Source organism: Arthrobacter sp. Hor0625 (assembly GCF_052567525.1).
The window spans coordinates 2,666,374-2,693,157 of the sequence record NZ_CP199586.1 but is presented as its reverse complement, the minus strand read 5'-3'; the positions used below and the strand labels follow the sequence as shown (position 1 = coordinate 2,693,157).

The window sequence follows — 26,784 nt, the reverse complement described above, 5'->3', positions numbered from 1 at the left end:
ACCTGACCCAGTGAGCTTGGTGCATGAAAGTACCGATGATTCACGCGGCAATTTGGAAAGCTGGATACGTGCTTGCAATCGTCTGCCCTGGACAGGGCTCCCAGACCCCCGGTTTTCTGGCCCCCTGGCTGGAACTGCCACCCGTCGCAGGCCACCTGGCCTCCCTGAGCGAGATAGCGGGCATCGACCTCACCGCGCACGGCACCACCTCGGATGAGGAGACCATCAAGGACACCGCCGTCGCGCAGCCGCTGATCGTCGCGGCCGGACTCGTGGCCGCCAAGTCGCTCTTCGACGTCGAACTGGGCACCCTCCCCGTCATCCTCGCCGGGCATTCGGTCGGTGAAATCACCGCCTCCGCCCTAGCCGGGGTGCTGACCGAAACCGAAGCCATGACCTTTGTCCGCGAACGTGCCAACGGCATGGCCGCCGCGGCCGGAGCCACCCCGACCGGCATGAGCGCCGTCGTCGGCGGCGACCCCGCCGAGGTGCTGGCCGCGATCGAGGCCTGCGGCCTCACCCCCGCCAACGTCAACGGCGCCGGCCAGACCGTCGCCGCCGGCACCCTGGAGCAGCTCAAGGCCCTGGCCGACAACCCGCCGGCTAAGGCCCGCGTGATCCCGCTTAAGGTTGCCGGCGCGTTCCACACCGCACACATGGCCCCCGCCGTCGCGGCACTGGAGGCCCTGCGCCCGTCGCTGCACCCGCGCAACCCGCAGGTTCCCCTGCTGTCGAATTACGACGGCGCCGAGGTCACCGACGGCGGGGCCGCCGTCGCAAGCCTGATCGCCCAGGTCTCCCGCCCGGTCCGCTGGGACCGCTGCATGGAAACCCTCCTCAAGCGCGGCGTCACCGGTGTCATCGAACTGGCTCCGGCCGGGACGCTGGCCGGCCTCGCCAAGCGCGGCATGCCGGGCGTGAAAACCGTCACCGTCAAGACCCCGGACGACCTGTCCGCCGCCCTGGCCCTATTCGCAGAACTGGAGGGAGGCAAATGAGCGCTCCTACCCTGAAGCAGTCTCCCCTGCAGGAGAACACCCGGGTGATGGGCGTCGGCGCCTACCGCCCGAACGTCATCGTCACCAATGAGGACGTCTGCCAGTGGATCGACTCCTCGGACGAGTGGATCCGGCAGCGCACCGGCATCATCACCCGCCACCGGGCTCCCGCCGACGTCAGCGTCATCGACATGGCGGAGGGTGCGTCCCGCGAGGCGCTGCAGAAGGCTGGCATTGAGGCCTCCCAGCTCGGCGCCGTGATCGTCTCCACCGTTACCCACCCGTACGCGACGCCGTCGGCCGCGGCCAGCCTGGCCGACCGTCTCGGCGCCACCCCCGCGCCCGCGTTCGATATCTCCGCCGCCTGCGCCGGCTACTGCTACGGCATCGCCCAGGCCGACGCCCTGGTCCGCTCCGGCGCCGCCAAGTACGTGCTCGTCGTCGGCGCGGAGAAGCTCTCCGACGTCATCGACAACACCGAGCGCACGATCTCGTTCCTGCTCGGCGACGGCGCCGGCGCCGTCGTCATCGGCCCCTCCGACACCCCGGGCATCGGCCCGTCGGTGTGGGGCTCGGACGGCAGCAAGTGGGACGCCATCGGCATGACCCACTCGATGCTGGACATCCGCGAGCTGGCCATGGCCGGCAAGAGCAACGCCGCCCTGAGCGACGGCGAAGCGGCCGTGACGCAGGCCGCGCTCTGGCCGACGCTGCGCCAGGACGGCCAGACCGTGTTCCGCTGGGCCGTCTGGGAGATGGCGAAGGTGGCCCAGCAGGCCCTCGATGCCGCCGGCGTCCGCGCCGAGGACCTCGCGGCCTTCATCCCGCACCAGGCCAACATGCGCATCATCGACGAGATGGCCAAGCAGCTCAAGCTTCCGGAGACCGTCAAGGTCGCCCGGGATATCGCCGAAGCAGGCAACACCTCGGCAGCGTCCATCCCCCTGGCCACCCACCGCCTGCTGCAGGAAAATCCTGAGCTCAGCGGCGGGCTGGCCCTGCAGATCGGGTTCGGAGCCGGACTGGTCTTCGGCGCCCAGGTGATTGTGCTTCCGTAGGCGGCCACCGCACTTCCCAGGCCGGCGGCACCCGCCGGCACTGATTCCCACACCAAGCCGAACCCTCGGTTTGAATCATTTCGCCAGACACTGCCGGAACAACACCCGGAAGCCGACGGCACCAACAAGAGAAGGAGCCATCAATGGCTAGCAACGAAGAGATCCTGGCCGGCCTGGCCGAAATCGTCAACGAAGAGACCGGCCTGGCCCCCGAGGCTGTCGAGATGGACAAGTCCTTCACCGAGGACCTGGACATCGACTCCATCTCGATGATGACCATCGTCGTCAACGCCGAGGAAAAGTTCGGCGTGCGCATCCCGGACGAAGAGGTCAAGAACCTCAAGACCGTCGGCGACGCCGTCAACTTCATCTCCAACGCCCAGGCCTAATCACCGCCTGAACTTCCGGCACGGGCCGGCGGCGGCCGGGCACCAGCCCGCCGCGCCGGCCGTGTTCCGGCCAGGTTCCCGGCCTGCTTCCGTTCCCGGCGCCGCTGCGCACGGAACAACCCCCGCCGGAACCAATCGCTACCGCACCACCACCGAGTTTTCCCCACGCGGGCCGCGGACGCCTCACCCAGGGTCCGCACGAGAGCCGGCGCACCGACAGAGAGTGATCCCATGGCACGCAAAGTAGTCATTACCGGTCTGGGTGTCACCACACCCATCGGCGGCGATGTCCCCACGATGTGGAAGAACGCGCTCAAGGGCGTCTCCGGGGCGCACACGCTCGAGGACGACTGGGTCGCCAAGTACGAACTTCCCGTGCACTTCGCCGCACGCGCCTCCACCCCGGCCCTGGAGGTCCTCAGCCGGGTCGAGGCCAAGCGCATGGACCCCTCCACGCAGTTCGGCGTCGTCGCCGCGCGCGAGGCCTGGGCCGACGCGAACATCACCGACATCGACCACGACCGCCTGGCCGTCGCCTTCGCGACCGGCATCGGCGGCGTCTGGACGCTGCTGGACGCCTGGGACACCCTGCGCGAAAAGGGTCCGCGCCGCGTCCTGCCCATGACCGTGCCGATGCTGATGCCCAACGGCGTCGCAGCCGCGGTCAGCCTGGACCTCGGCGCCCGTGCCGGCGCCCACACCCCCGTCTCCGCCTGCGCGTCCGGCACCGAGGCCGTGCACATGGGCCTGGACCTGATCCGTTCCGGCAAGGCCGACGTCGTCGTCTGCGGCGGCGCCGAAGCCGCCATCCACCCGATGCCGATTGCGGCCTTCGCCTCCATGCAGGCCCTCTCCCGCCGCAACGACGATCCGGAGCACGCCTCGCGGCCGTACGACCGCGACCGTGACGGCTTCGTCATGGGCGAAGGCGCCGGCGCGCTGGTGCTGGAGGCCGAGGAGCACGCCCTGGCCCGCGGCGCCCGGATCTACGCCGAACTCGCCGGCACCTCGGTGACCGCCGATGCCTACCACATCACCGCCCCGGATCCCGAGGGCCTGGGCGCCACCCGGGCGCTGAAGGCCGCCATGTTCGACGGCCGGATCCAGGCCGAGGACGTCGTGCACGTGAACGCGCACGCCACCTCCACCCCGGTCGGTGACAAGCCCGAGTACACCGCGCTGAAGGCCGCCCTGGGCAGCCACGTGGACAACGTGGCGGTCTCGGCCACCAAGTCGCAGATGGGCCACCTGCTGGGCGCCTCCGGTGCCGTGGAAGCGGTGCTGACGGTCCTGGCCGTGCACGAGCGCAAGGCTCCGGTCACGATCAACCTGGAGAACCAGGATCCGGAGATCCCGCTCGACGTCGTCACCTCCGAGCGGGCCCTGCCCGCCGGGGACATCGTGGCGCTGAGCAACTCCTTCGGCTTCGGCGGCCACAACGCCGTCATCGCCGTCCGCAGCGTTTAACCGGGCCCGCCGCGCGGCATGGCCGCGCGGCACGTCCGGCACGCCCCGGCACGCCGAAATGACAGATGGCGGCAATGTTCCTCGTGAACATTGCCGCCATCTGTCATTTCGCGGTGCTATGGAGTGTGTTGCGGTGCGTCCCGGACTGGCGGGAGGCGGGTGGGGTCTAGCCGACCTGGTGCAGCCAGCGCACGGGTGCGCCTTCGGCGGCGTGCCGGAAGGGTTCGAGTTCCTCGTCCCACGCCTCGCCGAGGGCCAGGGAGAGCTCGTGGTAGACGGCGGACGGGTCGCCGGCGCCGGATTCATAGGCGTAGCGGATCCGGTCCTCGGAAACCATGATGTTGCCGTGGACGTCCGTGACGGCGTGGAAGATGCCGAGCTCAGGGGTGTGGGACCAACGGCCGCCGTCGACGCCCTGGCTGGGCTCCTCGGTGACCTCGTAGCGCAGATGCGCCCAGCCGCGGAGCGCGGACGCCAATTGAGCCCCCGTGCCCGGCGTTCCGGTCCACGACAGCTCGGCCCGGAACATTCCGGGCGCGGCGGGCTGGGCAGTCCACTCAAGGTCCGTGCGCTTGTCCACGACCGAGCCAATGGCCCACTCAACGTGGGGGCACAGGGCGGTCGGGGCCGAGTGAACGAACAGGACACCGCGGGTTTGTGCAACAGACATTCCATCCTCCATAGCTATAGGTACGTCTTCCCCAACGACCTCTGCCTGGATGCCTGTCTGCTACGTGGATCCGCGTGCGGGGCTGTTGCCCCTTGCCAGACTATTCAGTTTTGAAGAACTACCTGGTGCAAAAAATAGGTCCGGACCTCAGGTGGTGAAACGATGCTTTGGAGCTTCAAGCACCACTTGAAAGTTGCCGGGCGTGAGTCTCATTCTGCCGTACCCTGCCTAATTACGCCAGTGCAATTCGGCGAGCCGTTTCCGGCGCGCCGAAAGGGGGTTGAACGGTTCGCCATGCATGGGCCTGCGCACCCGGCGAGCCGCGACAGACTGCCCCGCCGGTCAGGCCCGCGGGTGTGCCTGTTGGTAGCTCTTGCGCAGCCGGTCGACGGAGACGTGGGTGTAGATCTGGGTCGTGGCGAGGCTGCTGTGGCCAAGGATCTCCTGCACTGCCCTCAGGTCGGCGCCGCCGTCGAGCAGGTGCGTGGCGGCGGAGTGGCGCAGCGCGTGCGGCCCCGTGGCCGAGGTGTCCCCCAGCCCGTCCAGCAGGCCTTTGACGACGCTCCGGACCTGCCGCTGGTCCACGCGGCGACCGCGGGCGCCCAGGAAGAGTGCCGGGCCGGAGCCCTCCACCGCGACGGCCGGGCGGCCGCGGCGCAGCCAGTCGTCGACGGCGAGCGCCGCCGGCAGTCCGTAGGGGACGGTCCGTTCCTTGTTCCCCTTGCCGAGTACCCGGAGGGTCCGGCGGTCCGGGTCCAGGTCGTCGATGTCCAGGCCGGCCAGTTCCCCGACGCGCACGCCGGTGGCGTAAAGCAACTCCAGCATGGCACGGTTGCGGAGGGCCAGCGGGTCCCCCTCCGCCGCAGCGGACTCGGCCCCGGTGACCAGACGCTGTACCTGCCCCTGCTGCAGCACGCCGGGCAGGGACTTCTCCCGCTTCGGGGCCTTGAGCCGGAGGGCCGGGTCGGTGCCAAGGAGCTCTTCGCGGACCGCCCAGGCAGTGAAGGCCCTTGCCGTGGCGGCACGCCGGGCGAGCGTGGCCCGGGACATCCCCGCCTCGCTTTGCGCTCCCAGCCAGCGGCGCAGAGTCCCGAGCTCGATGTCTGGCAGGCCCGCGGCGCCCTCCGACGCGGCATGCTCGAGCAGGCTGGCGACATCCGAGAGATAGGCGCGCACGGTATGGGCGGACCGGTTCCGCTCCGCCGCCAGGTAGCGGCCGAAGCCCTCGGCGGCGGCGTCGAGCGCGGCGGGCAGTTGCTGTGTTGACACCCTCCCATTGTTCCCGCTTGGGACCGGCCGGTCCCGCAGCCGGGCGGCGCGCCGGGCATTCATCCGGCCGCCGTCGAGCGTTTCCAGCCGCCGCGGACGCCCTCGGCCAGGCCGAGCAGTCCCAGCCGCCCGAGGCCTGCCCGAACCGACTCGGCGCTGAGCCCGGCCACGACCGCGAGCTTCTCCACCGTACTGGTGGTCCGCAGCGGCAGGGCGTCGAGCAGGATCAGGTCCTCGAGGGTCAGCCCATCCTGCGCCAGCGCCGGACCCGGGTCGACATCGGGCAGGCCGTCACCGCTGGGTGAGGCCAATTCGGCGATCTCGCCGGCATCGGTGACGCACACCGCGCCGCCCTCGCGCAGCAGGCGGTGGCAGCCTGCCGAGTTGGCGGAATGCACCGACCCGGGAACTGCCCCGACGGCCCGCCCCAGGCTCTCGGCGTGGTGGGCGGTGTTCAGGGCACCGGAACGCCAGCGGGCCTCCACCACCACCGTGACGGCGGCCAGTGCGGCAATGATCCTATTGCGCTGCAGGAACCGGTACCGCGTCGGCGCCGAGCCCGGAGGAACCTCGGCCAGAACGGCCCCCTGGTTGGCCACCGCGCGGAGCAGGTCCTCGTTGCCCGCCGGGTAGAAGCGGTCCACTCCCCCTGCCATCACGGCGATCGTGGGCAGGTTCCCGGCAGCTCCGGCGAGGGCCGCGCGGTGGGCGTGCGCATCGATGCCGTAGGCGCCGCCGGAGACGACAGTGAATCCCCGCTGGGCCAACGCGTAGGCCAGATCACCGGTCACCGCCGAGCCGTACGCGGTACTGTCGCGGGAGCCGACCAGGGCGACGGCCTTCGACGCCGGAGGCAGCTCCTGTTCGACGCCGCGCCACCAGAGGCACACGGGTTCCTGTAGGCCCAGGTCCGCCAGTTGGGCCGGCCACAGCGCGTCGCCGGGGATGAGGAGACGGCCGCCGAGCCGCTGCACCGTGGCCAGGTCCCTGGCCGGGGCCAGATCGGGAACCCGGGGCGCCCAGCGCTTCAGGGCCATTCCCAGCCCGCACCAGCCGCCCGACGCACCGTTTTCCTCCAACATGCCGGTCAGCTCACGTTCCAGCCCGGGCCCGGCTGGGAGCTGTCCGGTCGCGACCCGCAACGCGTCTTCGGCACCCACCAGCCGGACCAGCGCCAGGCCAACGGCATCCTGGGGTTCGAACAGCCGGGACAACGCGGCCCGGGCCATTCTTTCGTCGTGTGTCATGCAGGGATTCCTCTCCGTTGGTGGTCCAGGCCTTGACTCCGCACCCGCAGGCCGGAGCCGGAGTGCGCCGGCGCCGTCATGCGGCGGCCGCCGCGGCCTGGCGAAGCCCGAGCGCCTGGCCGATCTCGTCCGCGCCGGGACTGCCGCGCCCGGCCAGGTCGGCCAGCGTCCAGGCGAGCCGCAAGACGCGGTCATAACCGCGGGCCGTCAGCGCGCCCCGCTCCAGGGCGTGGTCGAGGATGCGGGTGTTCGTGCCGGCCGGCCGGAGCACGCCGCGCAGCACCCTTCCCGGGACCTGGGCGTTGGTCTCCAGTCCGAGGGGCCCGAGCCGCTCCAGCTGGATCTCCCGGGCCCGGTGGACCCGGGCGGCGATTTCTGCGGTCCCCTCCTCCGCGCGGGTTTGCCCGAAGTCGGCCAGGGCCACCCGCTCCACTTGCAGCTGGATGTCCACGCGGTCCAGCAGCGGCCCCGACAACCGGGCAAAGTAGCGGCGACGCATCATCGGCGTGCAGGTGCAGTCCAGGCCCTTGCCGGCGGCCTTGCCGCAGGGGCACGGGTTGGCTGCGAGCACCAGCTGGAATCTCGCGGGGTAGGCGGCGGTGCCTGCGGAGCGGTGAATCACCAGCTCACCGCTTTCCAGCGGCTGCCTCAGGGCGTCCAGGACACGCCGTTCGTACTCCGGGGCCTCGTCCAGGAACAGCACGCCCCGGTGCGCCCGTGAGGCAGCGCCTGGCCGCGGCAGGCCCGATCCGCCGCCGATGATGGCGGCAGCGGTGGCCGTGTGGTGCGGGTTCTCGTAGGGCGGGCGGCGGCGCAAGGTGACAGCCGCCGAGGTCAGGGCGCTGAGCGAGTGGATGGCCGTAACTTCCATGGCTTCCCGGTCGCCAAGGTCCGGGAGCAACCCGGGCAACCGTTCGGCCAGCATGGTCTTGCCGGCTCCGGGCGGTCCGCTCAGCAAAACGTGGTGCGCGCCCGCGGCTGCAACTTCCAGGGCCCGCCGGCCTTCCGTCTGGCCGGCGACGTCGCACATGTCCGGCGCCAAGGCTGCCGGATCCGCGCCTTCTTCGTCCGGCTCTTCCTCGTCGGGCTCGAAGTCGAGGGCGAGGTCCTGCGGGTCGGCCCCGAAGTCGAAGGCCAGCCGGGCAAGCGTGCGGTAGCCGCTGACCCTGGCGCCGGGCACCAACCCGGCCTCGGCGGCGTTGGCCTGGGCAACCACCACATCCGGGTAGCCGGCCTGCACCGCGGCCATGACGGCAGGAAGAATGCCCCGGACCGGCCGCAGGCGCCCGTCCAGGCCCAGTTCGGCGATGAAGACGTGCCTGCCGGTGGGGCGGACGTCGTTGGCGGCGAGCAGCACCGCCATGGCAATGGACAGGTCGAAACCAGACCCCCGTTTGGGCAGCGATGCGGGGATCAGGTTGGCTGTGATTTTCCGCCGGCTGAGCGGAATGCCGGAGTTTTGCGCGGCAGACCTGATCCGCTCTTTTGCCTCGTTCAACGAGGCGTCGGGAAGGCCGAGGATCACAAACGCCGGCAGCGTCTGGCCGATGTCGGCCTCGACTTCGACGATGTAGCCGTTCAGTCCCACCAGGGCGACAGAGTATGTGCGGCCAAGCGCCATCTAGCCCACCCCTTTGAGGTGTTCGATGGACGGGCCGCCGGTACCGTCGTCGAGGACGGCGACGACGTCGACCCGGCGCAGCGGCATCCGAAGTTCGTGGTCACGGCACCACGCGGAGGCCAAGCGGTGCAGCCGTGCCAGTTTGGCCACGGTGACGGCTTCGAAGGGGTGGCCGAAGGCGAGCGAGGCGCGGGTTTTGACCTCCGCGATGACCAGGGCGTCGCCGTCGAGCGCCACAATGTCGATCTCCCCCTCGGGGCACCGCCAGTTGCGGTCGACGATCCGCATCCCCTGGGCTTCGAGGAAGCCTGCGGCGAGTTCTTCACCGCGCCGGCCCAGCACGTCCTTGGCTCTCATGCCTCCACCGTGCGGCCCGGCGGTTCCCAGGCACAGCGTGAGGCCGGGCTATGTGGGTAACCCGGAGTATGTGGGTAAGCCGGCTCTGTGGGTAGCCCGGGCTACGCAGGCAGCGTCAGCGGCCGGCCCGGCCCCAGACGGAGGTCACTCCCCGGCGCAGGGTCAGTTGCCGAGGTCCTCGACCTTGGGCAGCGCCAGTTCCTCGGAGCGCGGGAGTTCCTCGACGTTGACGTCCTTGAACGTAATGACGCGGACGCTCTTGACGAACCGGGCGGACCGGTACACGTCCCAAACCCACGCATCCTGGAGCGTCAGGTCGAAGTAGACCTCGCCGTCGGCGCTGCGCGCCTGCAGGTCCACATGGTTGGCCAGATAGAAACGCCGTTCGGTCTCGACCACATAGCTGAAGAGCCCGACGACGTCGCGGTATTCGCGGTAGAGCTGCAGCTCCATGTCGGTTTCATAGTTCTCAAGGTCCTCGGCACTCATGCTTCCATCTTGCACCATTGGGCGACGGGCGCGCGCCACGGCCCCCGACGGGCCGGGCTGGCTCCGGCACCGGGAACGGCGCCCGGGCCCCGCAACAGAGCCAGCCACGGTGTGCCCGCAACGCGGCGGCCGTCCTAGTCGCCCAGCAGCTGCCAGCTGACGCGGTGGTAGGGCGAGGGTCCGGCGGCGCGGAGGGCGTCCTTGTGCGCGGCGGTGCCGTAGCCCTTGTTTTCGTTCCAGCCGAAGGCCGGGTATTCCGTGTGCAGGGCTGCCATCTGCCGGTCCCGCTCAACCTTGGCCAGCACGGAGGCCGCGGCCACGGACAGGCACTGCATGTCGGCCTTGACGAGGGTGTGCACCGGGGCGTCGCAGCCGGGCTCCTCGGGGCCCTCGTCGAACAGCGATGCCTGCGCAGCCGGCGAAAGCCAGTTGTGGCTGCCGTCCAGCAGCACCACGTCGGGCCTCACCCCGGCGGCCAGCACGGCGAACCAGGCGCGGTTGCCAGCGAGCCGCAGCGCGGCGATGATGCCCAGCGCGTCGATCTCCGCCGCGGACGCGTGGCCGACGGCGGAGGCAACGCTCCAGCTGCGCACCAGCGGTTCCAGCCGCTCCCGGTCGGCAACCTTGAGCAGCTTGCTGTCCCGCACATCGGCGAGCAGCTTTTGCTTGTGCAGGTCCACGACGGCGATCCCGACGCTGACCGGGCCGGCGAGGGCGCCGCGGCCCACCTCGTCGATCCCGGCGAGCAATCGGGCACCGGAACCCCGGAAGCGGCGTTCGTAGTCGAGGGTTGGAGCTTCGGACACGGCAGCCGTCCCTACTTGCCCGCCGGGGCCGGGACGTTCCGGAAGACGTCCGGGTAGTTGTCCAGGGACGTGATCCGGTTCAGCGGCCACGCGATCACGGCTGCCTTGCCCTCGATGTCGGCCAGGTCGATGAAGCCGCCGCCGCTGTCCAGGTGGGCACGTGAATCGGCCGAGTGGTTGCGGTTGTCGCCCATGACCCAGACCTTCCCGGCCGGCACCACGACGTCGAAGTCCCGCGCCTGCGGGATCTCGGCGTTGTTGATGTACTTCTCGTCCAGCGGCGCCCCGTTCACGGTCAGCCGGCCGCTGCCGTCGCAGCAGACCACGTGGTCGCCGGGGAGGCCGATGACTCGCTTGACCAGGTGCTGCTCGGAGTTGTCCGGGAGCAGGCCGACGAATATCAGCGCGTCCTGCACGCCGGTGAGCGGTCCGGCGGGCTTCGCCGGGGCCGGGACCAGCCAGCCCTTGGTGTCGCGGAAGACGACGACGTCGCCGCGCTGCAGCGCGATCGGTTCCGGCACGAGCAGGTTCACGAAGATCCGGTCGTTGACGTCGAGCGTGTTCATCATCGACTCGGACGGGATGTAGAAGGCCCGGAACAGGAACGTCTTGATCAAGAAGGACAGGACGACGGCGATCACCACCACCGTGGCGATCTCCTTGAGCCAGGCCAGGACGGGGTTGCGTCCCTCGCGGGCCTTCGCCTTGCGGGCCCGCGCCGACGTCGGCCCGGCGTGCGCGGGACCCGCCAGCGGGGTGCCCGGAGCGTGTTCGGGCCGGACGTGCTCGGACCGACCGGACCCATGGCCGGGCCGCGCCGCGTCGTGCGCCGGGTGCGGATCAGCGGCGGTCTCCGGTGTCGGATCGTCGTCGAACGCGGTGGTCTCCGCCGTCGGCCCCGCAAAGGCGGCGGTCTCCGGCGTCGGCTCGGGGACGTGCGTCGGCACCGGCGCGGCCGGCAGCCGCGTCGTCCGGGGTTCGTCGGCCGGGATCGGCATGGAGGTCACGCGGGGTTCGTCGTGCCCCTGCGGATCGGGACTCCGGGGTCCGGTCTCGGGCATCTACCGTCCGTTCCTAATCGTTGTGGCGGCCTCTGCGGGCCGCGGTATTTCTGCAAATCTATCAAGCGGCCAGATGACCTGTACCGGCCGGCCGATTACGCGGTCCAGCGGAACCATGCCGCCGCCCGGAGCGCCCAGCAGGCTCCGGGAATCGGCCGACTGCGACCGGTGGTCCCCCAGCAGCCACAGCCGTCCATCCGGGACGATGACGTCGAACTTGAGCCGGCTCGGGGCGTCCCCCGCATAGATATAGGGTTCCTCAAGCGGCTGGCCGTTTACTGTGAGCCGCCCGCCGGCGCCGCAGCACGCCACCCGGTCGCCGGGCAGGCCGATGACGCGTTTCACGTACGTGGTGTCGCTGCCGGTCAGGCCCAGCCAGTGGCCGGCGCCGGCCAGGAGGTCGGCGGCGGGGCCACGCCCGCTGGTCAGCGGGGCGAAGGACCCGCGGCCGTCGAAGACGACGATGTCCCCGCGGCGGATTGGCGACGACGCGAAATCCGTCCGCGACACGAGGATCCGGTCACCGTCGCGCAGCAGCGGTTCCATCGACGCGGAAGGGATGAAGTAGACATCCAGCCACAGCGAACGCACCAGCCCGCCGATGGCCACCGCCAGAACCAGGCCTAAAAGCGCAAGACGCCAGCCCAGTTTCCTGGGCCGGCGTCTTGTCTGTTCCATGATCCGAATCCTCTAACGCGTTTCTGATGGAGCTGCGCAGGGGCGGACGGTTCCGGCGCATGCCGGAGCCGTCCGTGGATCCGCGGGTAAGTCCGGGAGACTTACTTGGCGGTCTGGAAGTCGCGCTTTTCCTTGATCTTCGCAGCCTTACCGCGCAGTGCACGCATGTAGTAAAGCTTGGCGCGGCGCACGTCACCCTTGGAGACGAGCTCGATCTTGTCGATGATCGGCGAGTGCACCGGGAAGGTACGCTCCACGCCAACACCGAAGGAAACCTTGCGGACGGTGAAGGTTTCGCGCACGCCGTCACCCTGGCGGCCCAGGACGAAGCCCTGGAACACCTGGACGCGGGAGTTCTTGCCTTCGATGATGTTCACGTGCACCTTGATGGTGTCACCCGCGCGGAACTCGGGAACATCGTTGCGCAGCGAGGCTGCGTCGACGGAATCGAGGATATGCATTAATCCACTCCTGGTGAACGCCACAGGTCATTCACGTTGGGTCACGGCGGCCAAGCCCGGATGCGGTCCGCACCGGAAATTGCCGCCGAAAGTTTTATGTTTCCGGTTCCGCCGGGAATCGGCGGGACCGGGGTGCCGCACTGTTGGTGACGCTCCCCCTGTGGCAGGTTCGCACCCAGCAGGCACAAGGACTAATTTTGCCACATCCGGGCCCGGTTTGGTGAATCCGCGGGACCGCCCGGCCTTGCCCGGGCCGGCCGGGAGGCCCTGCGGTGCAGGCTCAGGCTTCGGGGCGGCGCCGGAGCCGGCCGTCGACGACGTCGTACCCCAGGTCTGCGAAAGCGGTGCGGTCCGCGCGGGGCAACGCGGCGGCGTCGAACGCCTCCAGCAGGTCCGGCCGGCGCTCGGCGGTGCGGCGGTACTGTTCGTGCCGCCGCCACTGGGCGATCCTGCCGTGGTTGCCGCTGAGCAGCACCGCCGGGACCTCGCGGTCCCGCCAGGTCGAGGGCTTCGTATACACCGGGTATTCGAGCAGCCCGTCGGAGTGGGATTCCTCGACGAGCGATTCGGGGTTACCGACGACGCCGGGCAGCAGCCGCCCGACCGCCTCGACCATGGCCAGCACGGCCACCTCGCCGCCGTTGAGGACGTAATCGCCGAGGCTCATGGGCCGGACGGTGAAGTGCTCTGCGGCCCATTCAAGGACCCGTTCGTCGATGCCCTCGTAGCGGCCGCAGGCGAAGACCAGCTGGTCCTCTTCCGCGAGTTCGTGGGCGATCGACTGGGTGAAGCGCTCCCCCGCGGGCGAGGGGACAATCAGCACCGGCTTGTGGGCACGTGCCCCGGCGGAGGCGTCGCCGCCTGCCCCCGTCGCAGCCACGGCCTCGAGCGCCTGGGCCCAGGGCTCCGGCTTCATCACCATGCCCGCGCCGCCGCCGTAAGGTGTGTCGTCTACGGTGCGGTGCCGGTCCGTGGTGAAGTCGCGCAGGTCGTGGACCGACAGGTCCAGCAGGCCGTCCTGCCGGGCCTTGCCGATCAGGGACAGCTCCAGCGGTGCCAGGTACTCGGGGAAGATGCTGACGACGTCGATCCGCATCTTAGGCGTTGTCCCCGTCGCCCGCCGGCCGGTCCCCCGCCGTCCCGGCGCCGTCGCCGTCGTCGGGGGTTGCGCCGGCGTCGGAGTTGACCTCGAAGAGTCCGGGCGGCGGGGTGACGACGACGTACTTGTCGCCGACGTTGACCTCGGGGACGATCTGCTCGACGAACGGGACCAGGACTTCACTGCCGCCCTCGACGGTGACCACCAGCAGGTCCTGGACGGGCATGGTGTGCAGGCCGGAGACCTTGCCGACAACCTTGCCGCCGACCCGGACGTCGAGGCCGACGAGTTCGTGCTCGTACCAGCCCTCATCGTCGTCCTCGTCCAGCTCCTCGGTTTCGACGTAGAGCTTCGCGCCGCGGAGGGCCTCGGCCTCGTTGCGGGTCTGCACTTCCTCGAAGGCCAGCAGCAGGATGTCCTTGTTCCAGCGGGCGCTTTCCACCGTCAGGGGCCCGGCGGAGGCGGGTTCCACCACGAACTGCATGCCGGGAACGAAGCGGTCACCGGGGGCGTCCGTGAGCACCTGCACGGTCACTTCGCCGCGGATGCCGTGCGGCTTGCCGATTCGTGCCACCTGAAGCTGCATCTGTTCCTCTGTTCGGGTCTTGGGGAGTTTGTGGTTCCGGGTGCGCTCGTTGCGCAAAAGAGTCCGGCCCCTCCACCATAAGCTGGCGGAGGGGCCGGACTAAAGACGAGTTGTGCTGGCCGCGCTACCGGCGGCGGTCGGTGTCGACGACGTCGACCCTGACCTGCTCGCCGTCGGCCAGGGCAGCCACCACAGTGCGCAACGCGCGTGCGGTGCGGCCCTGGCGACCGATCACCCGTCCAAGGTCATCCTGATGAACGCGCACCTCGAGGGTGTCCCCGCGGCGGTTGTTCTTGGCACTGACCTTGACGTCTTCGGGACTGTCAACAATCCCGCGGACCAGGTGTTCGAGCGCTTCTGCCAGCAAGTTACTCAGCCTCGGTGGTCTCTGCTTCGGCTTCGGCCGGAGCCTCGGCTGCATCGTCCTTCTTGGCCTTCTTGGTGATGGCTTCCGGGATGATCACGGAACCCTTCTCCGGGGCAACAAAGCCTTCCTTGGCAGCCTTGGTCTTCAAGGTGCCTTCCTGGCCCGGGAGACCCTTGAACTTCTGCCAGTCACCGGTGATCTTGAGAATCGCGGCAACCTGCTCGGACGGCTGTGCGCCGACGCCGAGCCAGTACTGGGCACGGTCCGAGTCGACCTCGATGTACGAGGGCTCTTCGGTCGGGTGGTACTTGCCGATCTCTTCGATGGCACGGCCGTCACGCTTGGAGCGTGCGTCCATGACGACGATGCGGTAGTACGGGGCGCGCATCTTGCCGAAGCGCTTAAGGCGAATCTTAACGGCCACTTTTGTGGTCACTCCTGTTTCATAAACGGGGTCGAGCCCGGCGTTCTGCACCCGTGGGGCGGGCCGTACTAGGGGGTTCTAAAGGACAAGATCCAGACGCGGAGAGAGGGGCCGCGCAGATCAAGTACCTGATCATTGTGCCAGATGACCGCGCGGATTTCGACTTGACACCCGCGTGCGGCGTTCCCGGCGGCGTTCCCGGCGGGTTTCGGCCGGTGTTCCGGGCGGCGGCGTGGGCGGCGTCAGCAGGCCCAGACGTACAGTCCGGCCCTGGTCGCAGGGTCGATACCGGCGGCGAGCTCCGCGATCTGCCGGACGTACCGCTCGGCCCGTTCGGCACCGAAGGGCATGTCCTCCTCCGCGGCCCAGCTCGCAGCGACGTCGGCCAGCACGTCGCCCTCCCCTTCGGTTTCGTAGCTGAGCAGCTCCGCCAGGGCGCGGACCATGGCCGCCGGGGCACCGAGCAGGGCATCGCTGGCCACGTCCACCATGGCCAGCTCGTAGTCGGCGCCCGCGGCATGCACCGCGGCACCGGCCAGGTCGCCGAGGCGCTCGACCTCGAAGTCGCTGATGTCCGGGATCCGGACCGCACCGGGCGCGACGGCGGAGCCGCCGTCGAGGGCTGCAGCGCGCTTGAGCGCGGCGTCATGGGTGGCGGCGAAAATCTCGGTAAATCCCACGGAACTCATCCTTAGCTGTCCGGCGGCGTCGGGCCGCTGCCTGCGGCCTTCCCTCAGCCTAGCGGCTCGGGCCCTGGCGATGGACATGCCCCGCAGCCGGCAGAATCCGGCAACGGACATGCCCGGTCAGGGCTAGGCCTGGTGGGCATAATCCGTTATGCCCATTCCCGGCGCCGAAGGATGGGCATGTCCGTCGAGGGAGCTGATGCCGCCCAACGGGCATGCTCCGCCCAGGACATACCCGGTGGGCATAACCCGTCATGCGCTGTCCCGGCGCCGAAGGATGGGCATGTCCGTCGGAGGTGCCGCGGACATGAACTACGGACACGCCCGGGCCGGGCTTAGCGGACCGCGACGCGGATCCGGTTGCGCCACGGGTCCTCGAAGCGCAGCTCCGCCCCGGTGTGGTGGGACTGGACGCCGGCGGTCTTGAGCCGGTCCGCAAGCGCCCCGACGTCGTCGCCGGAGGGTACTTCGATCAGCACCTCGCCCAAGCCCAGGGTGTCCCGGCGCGGCCCGGCGCCGCGGCTGTTCCAGACGTTCATGGCCATGTGGTGGTGGTAGCCGCCAGCGGAGACGAAGAGCGCTTGGCCGTGCCAGCCGGCGGTCTTCTCGAAGCCGAGCGTGCCGACATAGAAGTCGTGGGCCGACTGTACGTCGCCGACCTGCAGGTGGACGTGTCCGACGCCGGCATCCGTCCCGAGCTGTCCGGCCAGGGCGGCTTCGGTCAGGTGCTGTTCCAGGTAACGCTGCGGCGGCAGGGCCAGGCTGTCCATCACCACGGTCTTGCCATCCCAGGACCAGGCGTCGCGGGGCCGGTCCCAGTAGAGCTCGATGCCGTTGCCCTCGGGGTCGTTGAAGTAGAAGGCCTCGCTCACCAGGTGGTCCGCGCTGCCGGTGAAGGACTGCGGTTCGTACTGCGCGGCCGAGGCGACGGTCGCCGCCAGTGCGGCCTGGTCCTCAAAGAGCAGGGCGGTGTGGAAGAGGCCGGCCTCGCCGCGGGAGGGGATGTTCAGCCCCGGCGCCGGAGCCAGGTGGACCAGCGGCCTGCGCTTGCGACCGAGGTAGAGCCCGCCGTCCTGCTCGGCCACGACCTCCAGGCCGAGGGCGCGCTGGTAGTAGTCGGTCATCAGCTTCATGTCGCCGACCTTGAGCATCACGGTGCCCATGGTGAGGTCTGCGGGAAGGAGATCCTGGGTGCTGGGTTCTGCGGTCATCGAAACGCTCCGGTGTTCCTGCGGCCGCCGACCTTCGGCGACCCGTCACATAGTTAAATTACTTGAAGCTTCAATTTATTCCTAATGCGGGCCGCCGGGGCCACCCTCTCCCCCACCGACGCGGTCGCCGCGCAACACAATGTGGCGGATGCTCCGAAGCGTGGACAGGTCCTTGCGCGGATCCCCGGCGCAAACGAGGACATCGGCGCTGGCACCTTCGGCAATGGCATCACCCCCCAGCCACGTGCGCGAAGCCCAGGAACCGGCGTCGAGGGCGGCGACGGCGGACAGGCCGGCGGCGTGGAGCGCCTCGAGTTCGTCCACGATCCGGCCGTGCCGGATGACACTGCCGGCGTCGGTGCCGGCGTAGATCGCCACGCCGGCCTCATGCGCTTCAAGGATGCGTTCCGCCCGGCGCTCCCACAGCGCGCGCATGTGCGCCGCGTACCGGGGGAATTTGCCCTCCGCCTGTGCGGCGATGTCGGGGAAGGTGGCGATGTTGATCAGGGTGGGCACAATCGGCACACCCTGTTCGGTGAATCGGGGCAGGTGCCGGGGCAGCAGCCCGGTTCCGTGTTCGATGCAGTCGATGCCGGCGTCGAGCATGTCATCGAGAGTGTCCTCGGCGAAACAGTGCGCCGTGACCCGCGCGCCCTCGTCGTGCGCGGCCTGGACGGCGTCCTTTACGGTGCGGGCAGGAAAGCTCGCGGCGAGGTCCCCGGCATCGCGGTCGATCCAGTCCCCGACCAGTTTGACCCAGCCGTCACCGGCGCGGGACTGCTTGCGGACTGCCTCCATCAGGTCCTCCGGTTCGACCTCGACGGCGAAGCCGCGCAGGTAACGGCGGGTCCGGGCGATGTGCCGGCCGGCGCGGATGATCCGGGGCAGCCCCGGGTGCCGCTGGATCCAGCGCGTGTCATGGACGGCGCCGGCGTCGCGGACCAGCAGGGTTCCGGCGTTGCGGTCCTGCTCGGCCTGCTGTCCGGCCACCTCGGCGGAGACATCGCCGCCGGGGCCGAGCCCGATATGGCAGTGCGCGTCCACCAGCCCGGGGATGACCCAGCCGTCCAGGACCTGGTCCGGTGCCTCCGTGGGCCGGGTGAAGGTCAGCGCGCCGTTCACCGACCACAGCCCGTGCCGTTCCTGATCGGGCGCGGTAAGGATCGGGCCGCGGAATTCGATGATGCCGTTCATGGCCTACAGCCTAATCCGCGGCACCGGCGGCTCAGGAGGCGTGCGCGTGGCTGCTGCGTTCGACGTCGGCGATGAAGGTGCGGATGGCGCGGTCGCCTTCGCGGGAGTCCTGCGGCCGGTGCCCGCCCGGGGCAGTGCGGTGCAACGCCCCGGTTTCCCGGAGGTAGCCGGCGATCTCCTCATAAAGCGGTTCCCAGCCGCCGGTGAGGACCAGGGTGGGCACGCCGGGAACGATGTGCAGCGGCGCGTCCCACCCGGGGGCCTGCAGCCGCAGCCGCCGCGCCTCCCTGCCGTCGTCGGCCGCGGGGGCGCCGACGCCGCCGCGCACGGGGGCGTGGGCGGCGAACACGCGCCGGACGAATTCGCGGTGGAAGTCCTCGTCGCTGAGCTGGTGCCGGACATCGAAGAGCGGCTGCAGCAGGGCGCGGTGGGCCGCGGTGGCGGGCAGTTCGGCCGTCAGCGAGAAACAGGCCGGTTCCACCAGGGTCAGCGACTGCACCAGGTCCGGGCGTTCGACGGCGGCCATCATCGCCGAGATGGCGCCCTGGGAGTGGGCGACCACGTGACCTCCGGCGGCACCCCGGCCGTCGTCGGCCAGGGCACGCAGGACGATGGCTGCGTCGGCAGCGAAGTCGGTCGCCAGCGGCTCGGCGACCGGGTCGAAGCCGTGGCGGCGCAGGAACAGGGCGTCGTAGGCCAGGGCCATGCCGTGCTGCTTCGGCCACGCCGCGGCGCCGAAACTGCCGGCGCCGTGGACGAAGACTACGCGCTGCTTGAACATGGTCTAACCCTAGGGCACCGGTCTGTCATCGGAACCGACGACATACGCTCCGGGCGCCCTGCCTACTTGCTGCCGCCGAGGAACTTGTCGAAGCCCTTGGGCAGGTTCAGCTGCGACGGGTCGAAGTCCCCGCCCTGCTGGCCGAAGGACGCACCCGTGGGGACGGCCTTCGCGCCGGCGGCCCGGCGGGCCTCCGCGTCGCGCAGTTCCTGCGCGGCCTTGGCCGGGTTGCCGGAGCGGGCCTTCTTCTTCGGCGCGGACTTGGCTCCCTTTCGAGCACCGCCTCCGCCCATGCCGGGCATGCCCGGCATCCCGGGCATGCCGCCGCCGGCGGCCATCTTCTTCATCATCTTCTGCGCCTGGGCGAAGCGTTCCAGCAGGCCGTTGACCTCGGAGACGTGCACGCCGGAACCGCGGGCGATGCGCGCGCGGCGGGAGCCGTTGATGATTTTGGGGGCCACCCGCTCGTGCGGGGTCATGGACCGGACGATCGCCTCGACGCGGTCGATTTCACGCTCGTCGAACTGCTCGAGCTGCTGCCGGATGTTCTGTGCGCCCGGCATCATCATGAGCATCTTCTTCATCGAGCCCATGTTGCGGATCTGCTGCATCTGGGCGAGGAAGTCTTCGAGGGTGAAGTCTTCCTGGTCGGCGAACTTCTTCGCCATCCGGGCCGCTTCGTCCTTGTCCCAGGACTTTTCGGCCTGTTCGATCAGGGTGAGCACGTCGCCCATATCGAGGATGCGGGAGGCCATCCGGTCCGGGTGGAAGAGTTCGAAGTCGTCCAGGCCCTCGCCGGTAGAGGCGAACATGACGGGCTTGCCGGTGACCGACGCGACGGAGAGCGCGGCACCGCCGCGGGCGTCGCCGTCGAGCTTGGAGAGCACGATGCCGGTGAAGTTCACGCCCTCGTCGAACGCCAGCGCGGTGTTCACCGCGTCCTGGCCGATCATCGAGTCGATGACGAACAGGACTTCGTTCGGGACGATCGCCCGGCGGATCTGGCGCGCCTGCTCCATCATGTCCGCGTCGACGCCGAGGCGGCCGGCGGTGTCCACGATCACGACGTCGTGCAGGGTGCGCTTGGCTTCCTCGACGCCGGCGCGGGCGACGGCGACCGGGTCACCGGCGGGGTGGTCCAGCTCGGTGGAGGTGGCGCCCGGGTGCGGGGCGTAGACCGGGACGCCGGCGCGCTGGCCGACGACCTGCAGCTGGGTTACGGCGTTGGGGCGCTGCAGGTCGCAGGCGACCAGCATGGGGCTGTGGCCCTGGGCCTTGAGGAACTTGGAGAGCTTGCCGGCCAGGGTGGTCTTGCCGGCACCCTGGAGGCCGGCGAGCATGATGATGGTCGGGCCGGTCTTGGCCAGCCGGATCCGGCGGGTCTCGCCGCCAAGGATCTCCACGAGTTCCTCGTTGACGATCTTCACGATCTGCTGGCTCGGGTTCAGTGCACCGGAAACCTCGGCGCCGAGGGCACGCTCGCGGACCCGGGCGGTGAACTCCCGCACCACCGGAACGGCGACGTCGGCGTCCAGCAGGGCACGCCGGATCTCGCGGACCGTGGCGTCAACGTCCGCCTCGGTCAGGCGGCCCTTGCCACGGAGGTTCTTGAAGGTTGCTGTCAACCGGTCAGAGAGTGAATTGAACACGCGCCGTGCACTTCTTTCAGTGGATCTACAGCTGGCGGCCGGAGCGGCGCGCCAGAGTCGTGACTGATTCGCCGGAACGAACTGCCTCGACAACGGGACTCGACTATCTAGGGTATCAAGACGCGCCTTCAAGATGGCATGCTGGCTTAGGTGACCAGTCAACCAACGGTAAAAACCCTGCTCATCCTCGGCGCCTCGGGCGACCTGACCGGCCGGCTGCTGCTTCCGGGCCTGGCCCGGCTGGTGGCCAGGGGCCACGCCGAGGGCCTGACCCTGGTCGGCGCCGGCTCCGACAACTGGACCGAGGACCAGTGGCTTGAACGCCTCGAGACTTCGTTCGCCGACGCGAACTCCCAGGCCGATTCGGCCGGCAAACGGGAGCTCAAGCGGATCCGCACGACCACCGCCTACCGGCAGCTCGACGTCACGGCCGAGGGCCAGCTCGCCGGGCTGATCGCCGGGCTGGAAGGCCCCGTCGCCGTTTACTTCGCGCTGCCGCCAAAGATCAGCGAGCGCGCCTGCCAGGCCCTCAGCCCCGACGACGTTCCCGCCGGGACGCGGCTGGTGATGGAAAAGCCTTTCGGATCCAGCGAGGAATCCGCCCGCGAGCTGAACCGGACCCTGGCTGCCCTGGTCCCCGAGGACCACATCCACCGGGTGGACCACTTCCTGGGCAAGGCGACGGTGCTGAACATCCTGGGCCTGCGCTTCGCGAACACGTTCCTGGAGCCGGTGTGGAACCGGGAACATATCGAGAAGGTGGAGATCATCTTTGACGAGGACCTCGCGCTTGAGGGCCGGGCCCGCTACTACGACGGCGCCGGCGCGCTGCGGGACATGATCCAGAGCCACCTGCTGCAGATCATGGCGCTGATGGCCATTGAACCGCCGGCGTCCGTGGACGAACGCGACCTGCGCGACGCCGTCGCGACCCTGCTGCGCGCCAGCAGCATCAAGGCCCCGTACGCCAAGAGCACCCGACGCGCCCGGTACACCGCCGGGACCCTGGACGGCCGGAAGGTCCCCGACTACGCCAAGGAAGACGGCGTGGACGCCTCGCGGAACACTGAGACCCTGGCCGAGGTCCAGGTGGACATCGACAACTGGCGCTGGCAGGGCGTGCCGTTCATCCTTCGCTCCTGCAAGGCGCTCGGCACCAAGCGCAAGGAAGCCGTGGTGACTTTCCGTCCGGTCCCGCACCTGCCGCGCGGTTTCACCGGCGTCGACTCCCCCAACCAGCTGCGGATCGGTTTCGGTCCCGACACGCTCCAGTTCGACGTCGACGTCAACGGCCCCGGCAACGTGCTCAGCCTGGACCGGGCCACCCTGCAGGCCGAACTGAGCGCCTCCGACCTGCTGCCCTACGGCGAAGTCCTGGAGGGCGTACTCACCGGCGACCCGCTGCTGAGCGTCCGCGGAGACACCGCCGAAGACTGCTGGCGCATCCTCGAGCCCGTGCTCAAGGCCTGGGCCCGGGACAGCGTGCCGCTGGAGGAATACCCTGCCGGCTCCGACGGCCCCGAGGGCTGGCCGGCCTAGCCGCCGCTGGCGGCAGCGCACCACGCGCTAGGCATCACGCACCCGAGAACAAAAAAGCGGGCCGGACACCTTTTCAGGTGCCCGGCCCGCTCTCGTGTCCCCCGATCGCGGTCCGCGGACACAGTCCACAGCGGTCCGGCCGGGGGCTGCGGCCTAGATGGCTGCCGCGCCGCGTTCTCCGGTGCGGACCCGGACGGCTTCGAAGACGTCCACGGTCCAGACCTTCCCGTCACCGGCCCGGCCGGTGTTCGAGCTGGCAATGATGACGTCCAGGATGTCGTCGGATTGTTCGTCGGTGGCGAGCACCTCGACCCTGATCTTGGGCAGCAGGTCCACGTTGTACTCGGCGCCGCGGTACACCTCGGTGTAGCCGCGCTGCCGGCCGTAGCCGCTGGCCGCGCTGACGGTCAGGCCCTGCACGCCGTAGGCTTCCAGGCCTTCCCGGATCGCGTCGAGTTTTTCCGGACGGACGATTGCGGTGATCAGTTTCATGCTTCCACGCTTTCCTTGCCTGCAGCGGTCTTCTGGCCGTTCGAAGCGGCGTCCACGGCAGCCCCTGCCGGTGCAACTGCCGGGGCGGCTGCCGGCGTCCCGGCGCCCTCGGCCAGCGGCTTGCCGGTGATCAGTTCGTGGAGCGGCTGGAAGCTTCCGCCGTGGCCGCCGACGCCGAACTCGTACGCGGTTTCGGCGTGCAGGCTCAGGTCCACGCCCACGACTTCCTGCTCCTGGGAGACCCGGAAGCCCATCGTCTTGTGGATCGCCAGGGCGATCACCGCGGTCAGGACGGCCGAGTAGACGATCGCCACCGCGGCCACGGCGAGCTGCGCCCAGAGCTGTGTGAGTCCGCCGCCGTAGAACAGGCCGCCGCCGACGCCGTCGGCCGGGACTGCGATGAAGCCCAGCGCCACGGTGCCGATGATGCCGGAGACGAGGTGGACGCCGACGACGTCGAGGGAGTCATCGAAGCCCCAGCGGAACTTCAGGCCGACGGCGAGCGCCGAGGCCACGCCGGCCACGACACCCAGGCCGAGCGCACCGACGGGGCTGACGTTGGCGCAGGCCGGGGTGATGGCGACCAGGCCGGCGACGACGCCGGAGGCGGCGCCGAGGGAGGTCGGGTGGCCGTCGCGGATCCGTTCGGTGACGAGCCAGCCGAGCATGGCCGCGGCCGGGGCTGCGAGCGTGTTGACCCAGATCAGGCCGGCCTGTTCCGCCGTCGTTGCCGCACCGGCGTTGAAGCCGAACCAGCCGAACCACAGGATGGCGGCTCCCAGCATGACGAACGGGATGTTGTGCGGGCGGTGGTTCGGGTCCTTGCCGAACCCGCGGCGGTTGCCGATGATCAGGACCAGGATCAGGGCCGCGACGCCGGCGTTGATGTGGACCACGGTGCCGCCGGCGAAGTCGATGGCCGGGCCGAGGGCCTTGCCGAGTGCACCCTCGGGGCCGAAGAGCCCGCCGCCCCAGACCATAAAGGCCAGCGGGCAGTAGACCAGGGTGACCCACACCGGGACGAACACGCTCCAGGCCCCGAACTTGGCCCGGTCCGCGATCGCGCCGCTGATCAGGGCCACGGTGATGATGGCGAAGGTCGCGGCGTAGCCGACCTTGATCAGCCCGTCGGGGGTGTCGATGCCCTCCAGCCCGAAGGTGGCGAACGGGTTGCCGACGATTTCCAGGAAGCCCTGCCCGGAGCTCATCGAGGCGCCCCACAGCACCCAGACAACGCCGACCATGCCAATTGAGATGAAGCTCATCATCATCATGTTCAGTGCGGCCTTGGCGCGCGTCATGCCGCCGTAGAAAAATGCCAGTCCCGGCGTCATGAACAGCACGAGCGCTGCTGCCACCATCAGCCATACGTGACCTGCGGTAAGTTCCATGGTGCACGTCCTCCCTTGCGTAGAAATAAGTGCGATGCGAATTGTTGATGTCCGGCGGATCGCTCCGCCTGCCCCAACGCGGATTGCGTTCTACGAAAGAGTCTGCTGGCGCCGTGTTTCACCGGCAGAGGATTTACATTGCCGGGTTGTTACAGGACGCTCCCGGACGTAAATGGTGCATCTCGCGCTTGTTACGGTTATGTTTCACGCGCTTCCACTCCCCTCCGCGTTCCTTCCGGCACCGAAAGCAGCACCATGAGCAAAACAACCCCGCCCGCCAACGGAACCCGCCTCCCGGCCCTCCTCCGGCGCACCGGCGGCCCGCGCCTGCCCCGGGACATCAAGGTGATGCTGGTCGCGGCGTTCCTGATCGCACTGGGCTTCGGCCTCGTGGCGCCGGTGCTCCCCCAGTTCGCCACCACGTTCGACGTCGGCGCGACGGCGGCGGCGGTGATTGTCAGCATCTTCGCGTTCATGCGCCTGGTGTTCGCACCGGCCGGCGGGGCGCTGATTGTGAAGCTGGGCGAACGCCCGGTGTATGTGGCCGGGCTGCTGATCGTGGCCGCGTCGACGGCGGCGTGCGCCTTCGCCCAGGACTACTGGCAGCTGCTGATTTTCCGGGGCCTGGGCGGCGCCGGATCGGTGATGTTCACGGTCGCGTCGATGGCCCTGGTGGTCCGGCTGGCGCCGCCGGAGAGCCGCGGCAGGGTTTCCGGCGCGTACGCCTCGGCCTTCCTGATCGGCAACGTGTGCGGGCCGATCGTCGGCGGGCTGCTCGCCGGCTTCGGCCTGCGGGTGCCGTTCCTGGCCTACGCGGCAGCGCTCGTACTGGCGGCCGCCGTCGTGCAGACCCAGCTCAGCCACGCCCCCGCGGGGTCCCGTGAGGCGGGCGCGGCGGCGCCGGCGATGCTGCTGCGGGACGCGCTGCGGGACAGTGCCTACCGGGCCGGGCTGGCCTCCAGCTTCGCCAACGGCTGGGCGACCTTCGGGGTCCGGATGGCGACGGTGCCACTCTTCGCTGTCGCGGCGCTCGGCGCGGGCCCGTCGTCGGCCGGCTGGGCCCTGGCCGTGTTCGCGGCCGGCAACGCCGCGGCCCTGACCTTTTCCGGGCGGCTCGCTGACACGCTGGGCAGGAAGCCGCTGATGCTTGCCGGGCTGGTCGTCACCGGTCTGGCCACTGCCGGGATCGGCTTCACCCACCAGTTGTTCTGGTTCCTGCTGGCGTCGACGATCGCTGGCCTGGGCTCCGGGCTGCTGGGGCCGGCGCAGCAGGCGGCGATCGCCGACGTCGTCGGTAACGAACGCTCCGGCGGGAAGGTCCTGGCGGTGTTCCAGATGACCTCGGACAGCGGCGCGATCGTCGGCCCGGTCATCGCCGGGGTGCTGGCCGACCGGCTGGGGTACGGGTGGGCGTTCGGCGTGACCGGCGGGGTGCTCCTGGCCGCGGCGGCCGGCTGGCTGCTGGCCCGGGAAACCTTCCAGCGCCAGGCCGCTTAAACCGCAGCCGGTGCCGTTGGGACGTCCCAACGGCACCGGCTACGGTGTGAGGCGCCTAGTTCAGCAGCGCGTCCACGAAGCTCTCGGCGTCGAAGGGTGCCAGGTCGTCCGCGCCCTCGCCCAGGCCCACCAGCTTGACCGGCACGCCGAGGGACTTTTGGATCGCGACGACGATACCGCCCTTGGCGGTGCCGTCCAGCTTGGTCAGCACGATGCCGGTGATGTTCACGACCTCGGCGAAGACCCGGGCCTGGTTCAGGCCGTTCTGGCCGGTCGTCGCGTCCAGGACCAGCAGCACCTCGTCCACCTCGGCGAGCTTTTCGACCACGCGCTTGACCTTGCCCAGCTCGTCCATCAGGCCGACCTTGTTCTGCAGCCGTCCCGCAGTGTCGATCATGACGACGTCGACTTCCTGCTCGATGCCAGCCTTGACCGCCTCATACGCAACGGACGCCGGGTCCGCCCCGGCAATGTCGGACTTGACCGTGGGGACGCCGACGCGCTGGCCCCAGGTGGCGAGCTGCTCGGCGGCAGCGGCGCGGAAGGTGTCGGCAGCGCCGAGCAGCACATCCTTGTCCTCGGCGACGAGCACGCGGGCCAGCTTGCCCACGGTGGTGGTCTTGCCGACGCCGTTGACGCCGACCACCATCATCACGGCGGGCGCGGCGGCGTGCCGTTCCACGTTCAGGCTGCGGTCCATGGTCGGGTCAACGAGCTTGATCAGTTCCTCGCGCAGCAGCGCCTTGACCTGCTCCGGCGACCGGGTGCCGAGGACCTTGACGCGTTCCCTGAGGGCGTCCACGAGCTGCATGGTCGGTTCGGTGCCGAGGTCGGCCAGCAGCAGGGTCTCCTCGACCTCGTCCCAGACGTTCTCATCGATCTTGTCCGCGGAGAGCAGCGCCAGCAGGCCCTTGCCCAGGATGTTGTTGGACTTGACCAGGCGTTCGCGCAGCCGGGTCAGGCGGCCCGCCACCGGCAGCGGGGTCTCGACCGGAACGGTCTCCAGACCGGCGGCGTTGTCCGGCACCTCGACGGTCTCCAGGCCCTCGAGGTCGACGGCGTCCGGCGCCTTCGTGGCCGGGCGGTCCTCCAGCAGCGTGCCGCCGCCGGCGCCCTGCACGGGGTCGTTCGCGTCGCGCTGCGTCGGGTACTCTTTGATGTTTTTCCGGGTCTTCATGAGCACCGGAATCAGCGCACCGAGGACCACCAGGGCAACAATGATGGGCAGAATGATAGGGAGGATGTCGTTCACTCCCCTAGCTTCTCATAACCCCAATCGCCGGCCTTAAGGCGCCGG

At 69.7% G+C, this 26,784-nt stretch carries 28 protein-coding genes; 6 read left to right on the top strand and 22 right to left on the bottom strand.

What is annotated here, in order from left to right:
* Positions 1-68 precede the first annotated feature (68 nt).
* The 4 genes from ACTWLI_RS12380 to fabF all read left to right on the top strand — a co-directional run bounded on the left by ACTWLI_RS12380 (position 69) and on the right by fabF (position 3,912).
* Entirely contained in the window at positions 69-998 is a 930-nt protein-coding gene (locus tag ACTWLI_RS12380) for an ACP S-malonyltransferase (RefSeq protein ID WP_445154122.1), read from the top strand.
* Positions 995-2,056: a beta-ketoacyl-ACP synthase III gene (locus ACTWLI_RS12375; protein ID WP_445154121.1), complete on the top strand. Its 1,062-nt coding sequence runs from the start codon at positions 995-997 to the stop codon at positions 2,054-2,056. The genes ACTWLI_RS12380 and ACTWLI_RS12375 overlap by 4 nt, the downstream gene beginning before the upstream one ends.
* 143 nt (positions 2,057-2,199) lie before the next feature.
* Positions 2,200-2,445, top strand: coding sequence for an acyl carrier protein (locus ACTWLI_RS12370; protein WP_056738309.1), 246 nt, complete (start codon positions 2,200-2,202; stop codon positions 2,443-2,445).
* A 231-nt stretch (positions 2,446-2,676) separates the two neighbouring features.
* Positions 2,677-3,912: a beta-ketoacyl-ACP synthase II gene (gene fabF, locus ACTWLI_RS12365; RefSeq protein ID WP_445154120.1), complete on the top strand. Its 1,236-nt coding sequence runs from the start codon at positions 2,677-2,679 to the stop codon at positions 3,910-3,912.
* Between the two features lie 166 nt (positions 3,913-4,078).
* On the opposite strand, the gene ACTWLI_RS12360 is transcribed toward fabF, so the two are convergent.
* The 19 genes from ACTWLI_RS12360 to ffh all read right to left on the bottom strand — a co-directional run bounded on the left by ACTWLI_RS12360 (position 4,079) and on the right by ffh (position 20,568).
* On the bottom strand, positions 4,079-4,582 hold the full coding sequence (locus ACTWLI_RS12360; protein ID WP_056738307.1) for a DUF3145 domain-containing protein: 504 nt from the start codon (positions 4,580-4,582) through the stop codon (positions 4,079-4,081).
* Positions 4,583-4,924: 342 nt separating this feature from the next.
* The gene (locus tag ACTWLI_RS12355; protein ID WP_445154119.1) at positions 4,925-5,851 is read right to left on the bottom strand and encodes a tyrosine recombinase XerC; all 927 of its coding nucleotides are present in this window, start codon (positions 5,849-5,851) and stop codon (positions 4,925-4,927) included.
* Positions 5,852-5,910: 59 nt separating this feature from the next.
* Positions 5,911-7,098, bottom strand: coding sequence for a DNA-processing protein DprA (gene dprA, locus ACTWLI_RS12350; protein ID WP_445154118.1), 1,188 nt, complete (start codon positions 7,096-7,098; stop codon positions 5,911-5,913).
* 76 nt (positions 7,099-7,174) lie between these two features.
* Positions 7,175-8,719 carry a YifB family Mg chelatase-like AAA ATPase gene (locus ACTWLI_RS12345; RefSeq protein WP_445154117.1) on the bottom strand — a complete coding sequence of 515 codons (1,545 nt, stop codon included), beginning with the start codon at positions 8,717-8,719 and terminating at the stop codon, positions 7,175-7,177.
* On the bottom strand, positions 8,720-9,076 hold the full coding sequence (locus tag ACTWLI_RS12340) for a YraN family protein (protein ID WP_056738303.1): 357 nt from the start codon (positions 9,074-9,076) through the stop codon (positions 8,720-8,722).
* 162 nt (positions 9,077-9,238) lie between these two features.
* Positions 9,239-9,565: a DUF2469 domain-containing protein gene (locus ACTWLI_RS12335; RefSeq protein WP_018773443.1), complete on the bottom strand. Its 327-nt coding sequence runs from the start codon at positions 9,563-9,565 to the stop codon at positions 9,239-9,241.
* Positions 9,566-9,699: 134 nt separating this feature from the next.
* Positions 9,700-10,371 (bottom strand): ribonuclease HII, encoded by a 672-nt coding sequence (locus ACTWLI_RS12330; RefSeq protein ID WP_445154116.1) that lies wholly within the window; start codon positions 10,369-10,371, stop codon positions 9,700-9,702.
* 11 nt (positions 10,372-10,382) lie between these two features.
* On the bottom strand, positions 10,383-11,432 hold the full coding sequence (gene lepB, locus ACTWLI_RS12325; RefSeq protein WP_445154115.1) for a signal peptidase I: 1,050 nt from the start codon (positions 11,430-11,432) through the stop codon (positions 10,383-10,385).
* Positions 11,433-12,110 carry a signal peptidase I gene (gene lepB, locus ACTWLI_RS12320; protein WP_445154114.1) on the bottom strand — a complete coding sequence of 226 codons (678 nt, stop codon included), beginning with the start codon at positions 12,108-12,110 and terminating at the stop codon, positions 11,433-11,435.
* 101 nt (positions 12,111-12,211) lie between these two features.
* A complete protein-coding gene (gene rplS / locus ACTWLI_RS12315; protein ID WP_056738299.1) occupies positions 12,212-12,571 on the bottom strand; it encodes a 50S ribosomal protein L19 in 360 nt (119 codons plus the stop codon).
* 280 nt (positions 12,572-12,851) lie between these two features.
* Positions 12,852-13,667, bottom strand: coding sequence for a tRNA (guanosine(37)-N1)-methyltransferase TrmD (gene trmD / locus ACTWLI_RS12310; RefSeq protein ID WP_445154113.1), 816 nt, complete (start codon positions 13,665-13,667; stop codon positions 12,852-12,854).
* A 1-nt stretch (position 13,668) separates the two neighbouring features.
* Positions 13,669-14,256, bottom strand: a complete 588-nt coding sequence (rimM, locus tag ACTWLI_RS12305) for a ribosome maturation factor RimM (protein ID WP_445154112.1) — start codon at positions 14,254-14,256, stop codon at positions 13,669-13,671.
* 124 nt (positions 14,257-14,380) lie between these two features.
* Positions 14,381-14,623 (bottom strand): RNA-binding protein, encoded by a 243-nt coding sequence (locus ACTWLI_RS12300; protein ID WP_056632598.1) that lies wholly within the window; start codon positions 14,621-14,623, stop codon positions 14,381-14,383.
* Between the two features lies 1 nt (position 14,624).
* Entirely contained in the window at positions 14,625-15,047 is a 423-nt protein-coding gene (gene rpsP, locus ACTWLI_RS12295) for a 30S ribosomal protein S16 (protein WP_445154111.1), read from the bottom strand.
* A 242-nt stretch (positions 15,048-15,289) separates the two neighbouring features.
* Positions 15,290-15,727, bottom strand: coding sequence for a hypothetical protein (locus ACTWLI_RS12290; RefSeq protein ID WP_445154110.1), 438 nt, complete (start codon positions 15,725-15,727; stop codon positions 15,290-15,292).
* A gap of 341 nt (positions 15,728-16,068) precedes the next feature.
* Positions 16,069-16,944 carry a VOC family protein gene (locus tag ACTWLI_RS12285; protein ID WP_445154109.1) on the bottom strand — a complete coding sequence of 292 codons (876 nt, stop codon included), beginning with the start codon at positions 16,942-16,944 and terminating at the stop codon, positions 16,069-16,071.
* A gap of 81 nt (positions 16,945-17,025) precedes the next feature.
* Positions 17,026-18,138, bottom strand: coding sequence for an amidohydrolase family protein (locus ACTWLI_RS12280; protein WP_445154108.1), 1,113 nt, complete (start codon positions 18,136-18,138; stop codon positions 17,026-17,028).
* A 31-nt stretch (positions 18,139-18,169) separates the two neighbouring features.
* Positions 18,170-18,919, bottom strand: a complete 750-nt coding sequence (locus tag ACTWLI_RS12275) for an alpha/beta fold hydrolase (RefSeq protein WP_445154107.1) — start codon at positions 18,917-18,919, stop codon at positions 18,170-18,172.
* Positions 18,920-18,981: 62 nt separating this feature from the next.
* The gene (ffh, locus tag ACTWLI_RS12270) at positions 18,982-20,568 is read right to left on the bottom strand and encodes a signal recognition particle protein (RefSeq protein WP_445154106.1); all 1,587 of its coding nucleotides are present in this window, start codon (positions 20,566-20,568) and stop codon (positions 18,982-18,984) included.
* Between the two features lie 150 nt (positions 20,569-20,718).
* Here ffh and ACTWLI_RS12265 point away from each other — a divergent pair, with 150 nt between their 5' ends.
* Positions 20,719-22,107 (top strand): glucose-6-phosphate dehydrogenase, encoded by a 1,389-nt coding sequence (locus ACTWLI_RS12265; protein WP_445154105.1) that lies wholly within the window; start codon positions 20,719-20,721, stop codon positions 22,105-22,107.
* A 153-nt stretch (positions 22,108-22,260) separates the two neighbouring features.
* Here the strand turns inward: ACTWLI_RS12265 and ACTWLI_RS12260 are convergent, their stop codons facing one another.
* Positions 22,261-22,599, bottom strand: coding sequence for a P-II family nitrogen regulator (locus tag ACTWLI_RS12260; RefSeq protein WP_354236720.1), 339 nt, complete (start codon positions 22,597-22,599; stop codon positions 22,261-22,263).
* A complete protein-coding gene (locus ACTWLI_RS12255) occupies positions 22,596-23,990 on the bottom strand; it encodes an ammonium transporter (protein ID WP_445154104.1) in 1,395 nt (464 codons plus the stop codon). Before ACTWLI_RS12255 ends, ACTWLI_RS12260 begins: the two co-directional genes overlap by 4 nt.
* A 255-nt stretch (positions 23,991-24,245) precedes the next feature.
* Between ACTWLI_RS12255 and ACTWLI_RS12250 the strand changes: the two genes are divergently transcribed.
* Complete coding sequence (locus tag ACTWLI_RS12250; protein WP_445154103.1) at positions 24,246-25,487, top strand: MFS transporter; 1,242 nt, start codon at positions 24,246-24,248, stop codon at positions 25,485-25,487.
* Between the two features lie 55 nt (positions 25,488-25,542).
* Here the strand turns inward: ACTWLI_RS12250 and ftsY are convergent, their stop codons facing one another.
* The gene (ftsY, locus tag ACTWLI_RS12245) at positions 25,543-26,739 is read right to left on the bottom strand and encodes a signal recognition particle-docking protein FtsY (protein WP_445154102.1); all 1,197 of its coding nucleotides are present in this window, start codon (positions 26,737-26,739) and stop codon (positions 25,543-25,545) included.
* Positions 26,740-26,784 lie beyond the last annotated feature (45 nt).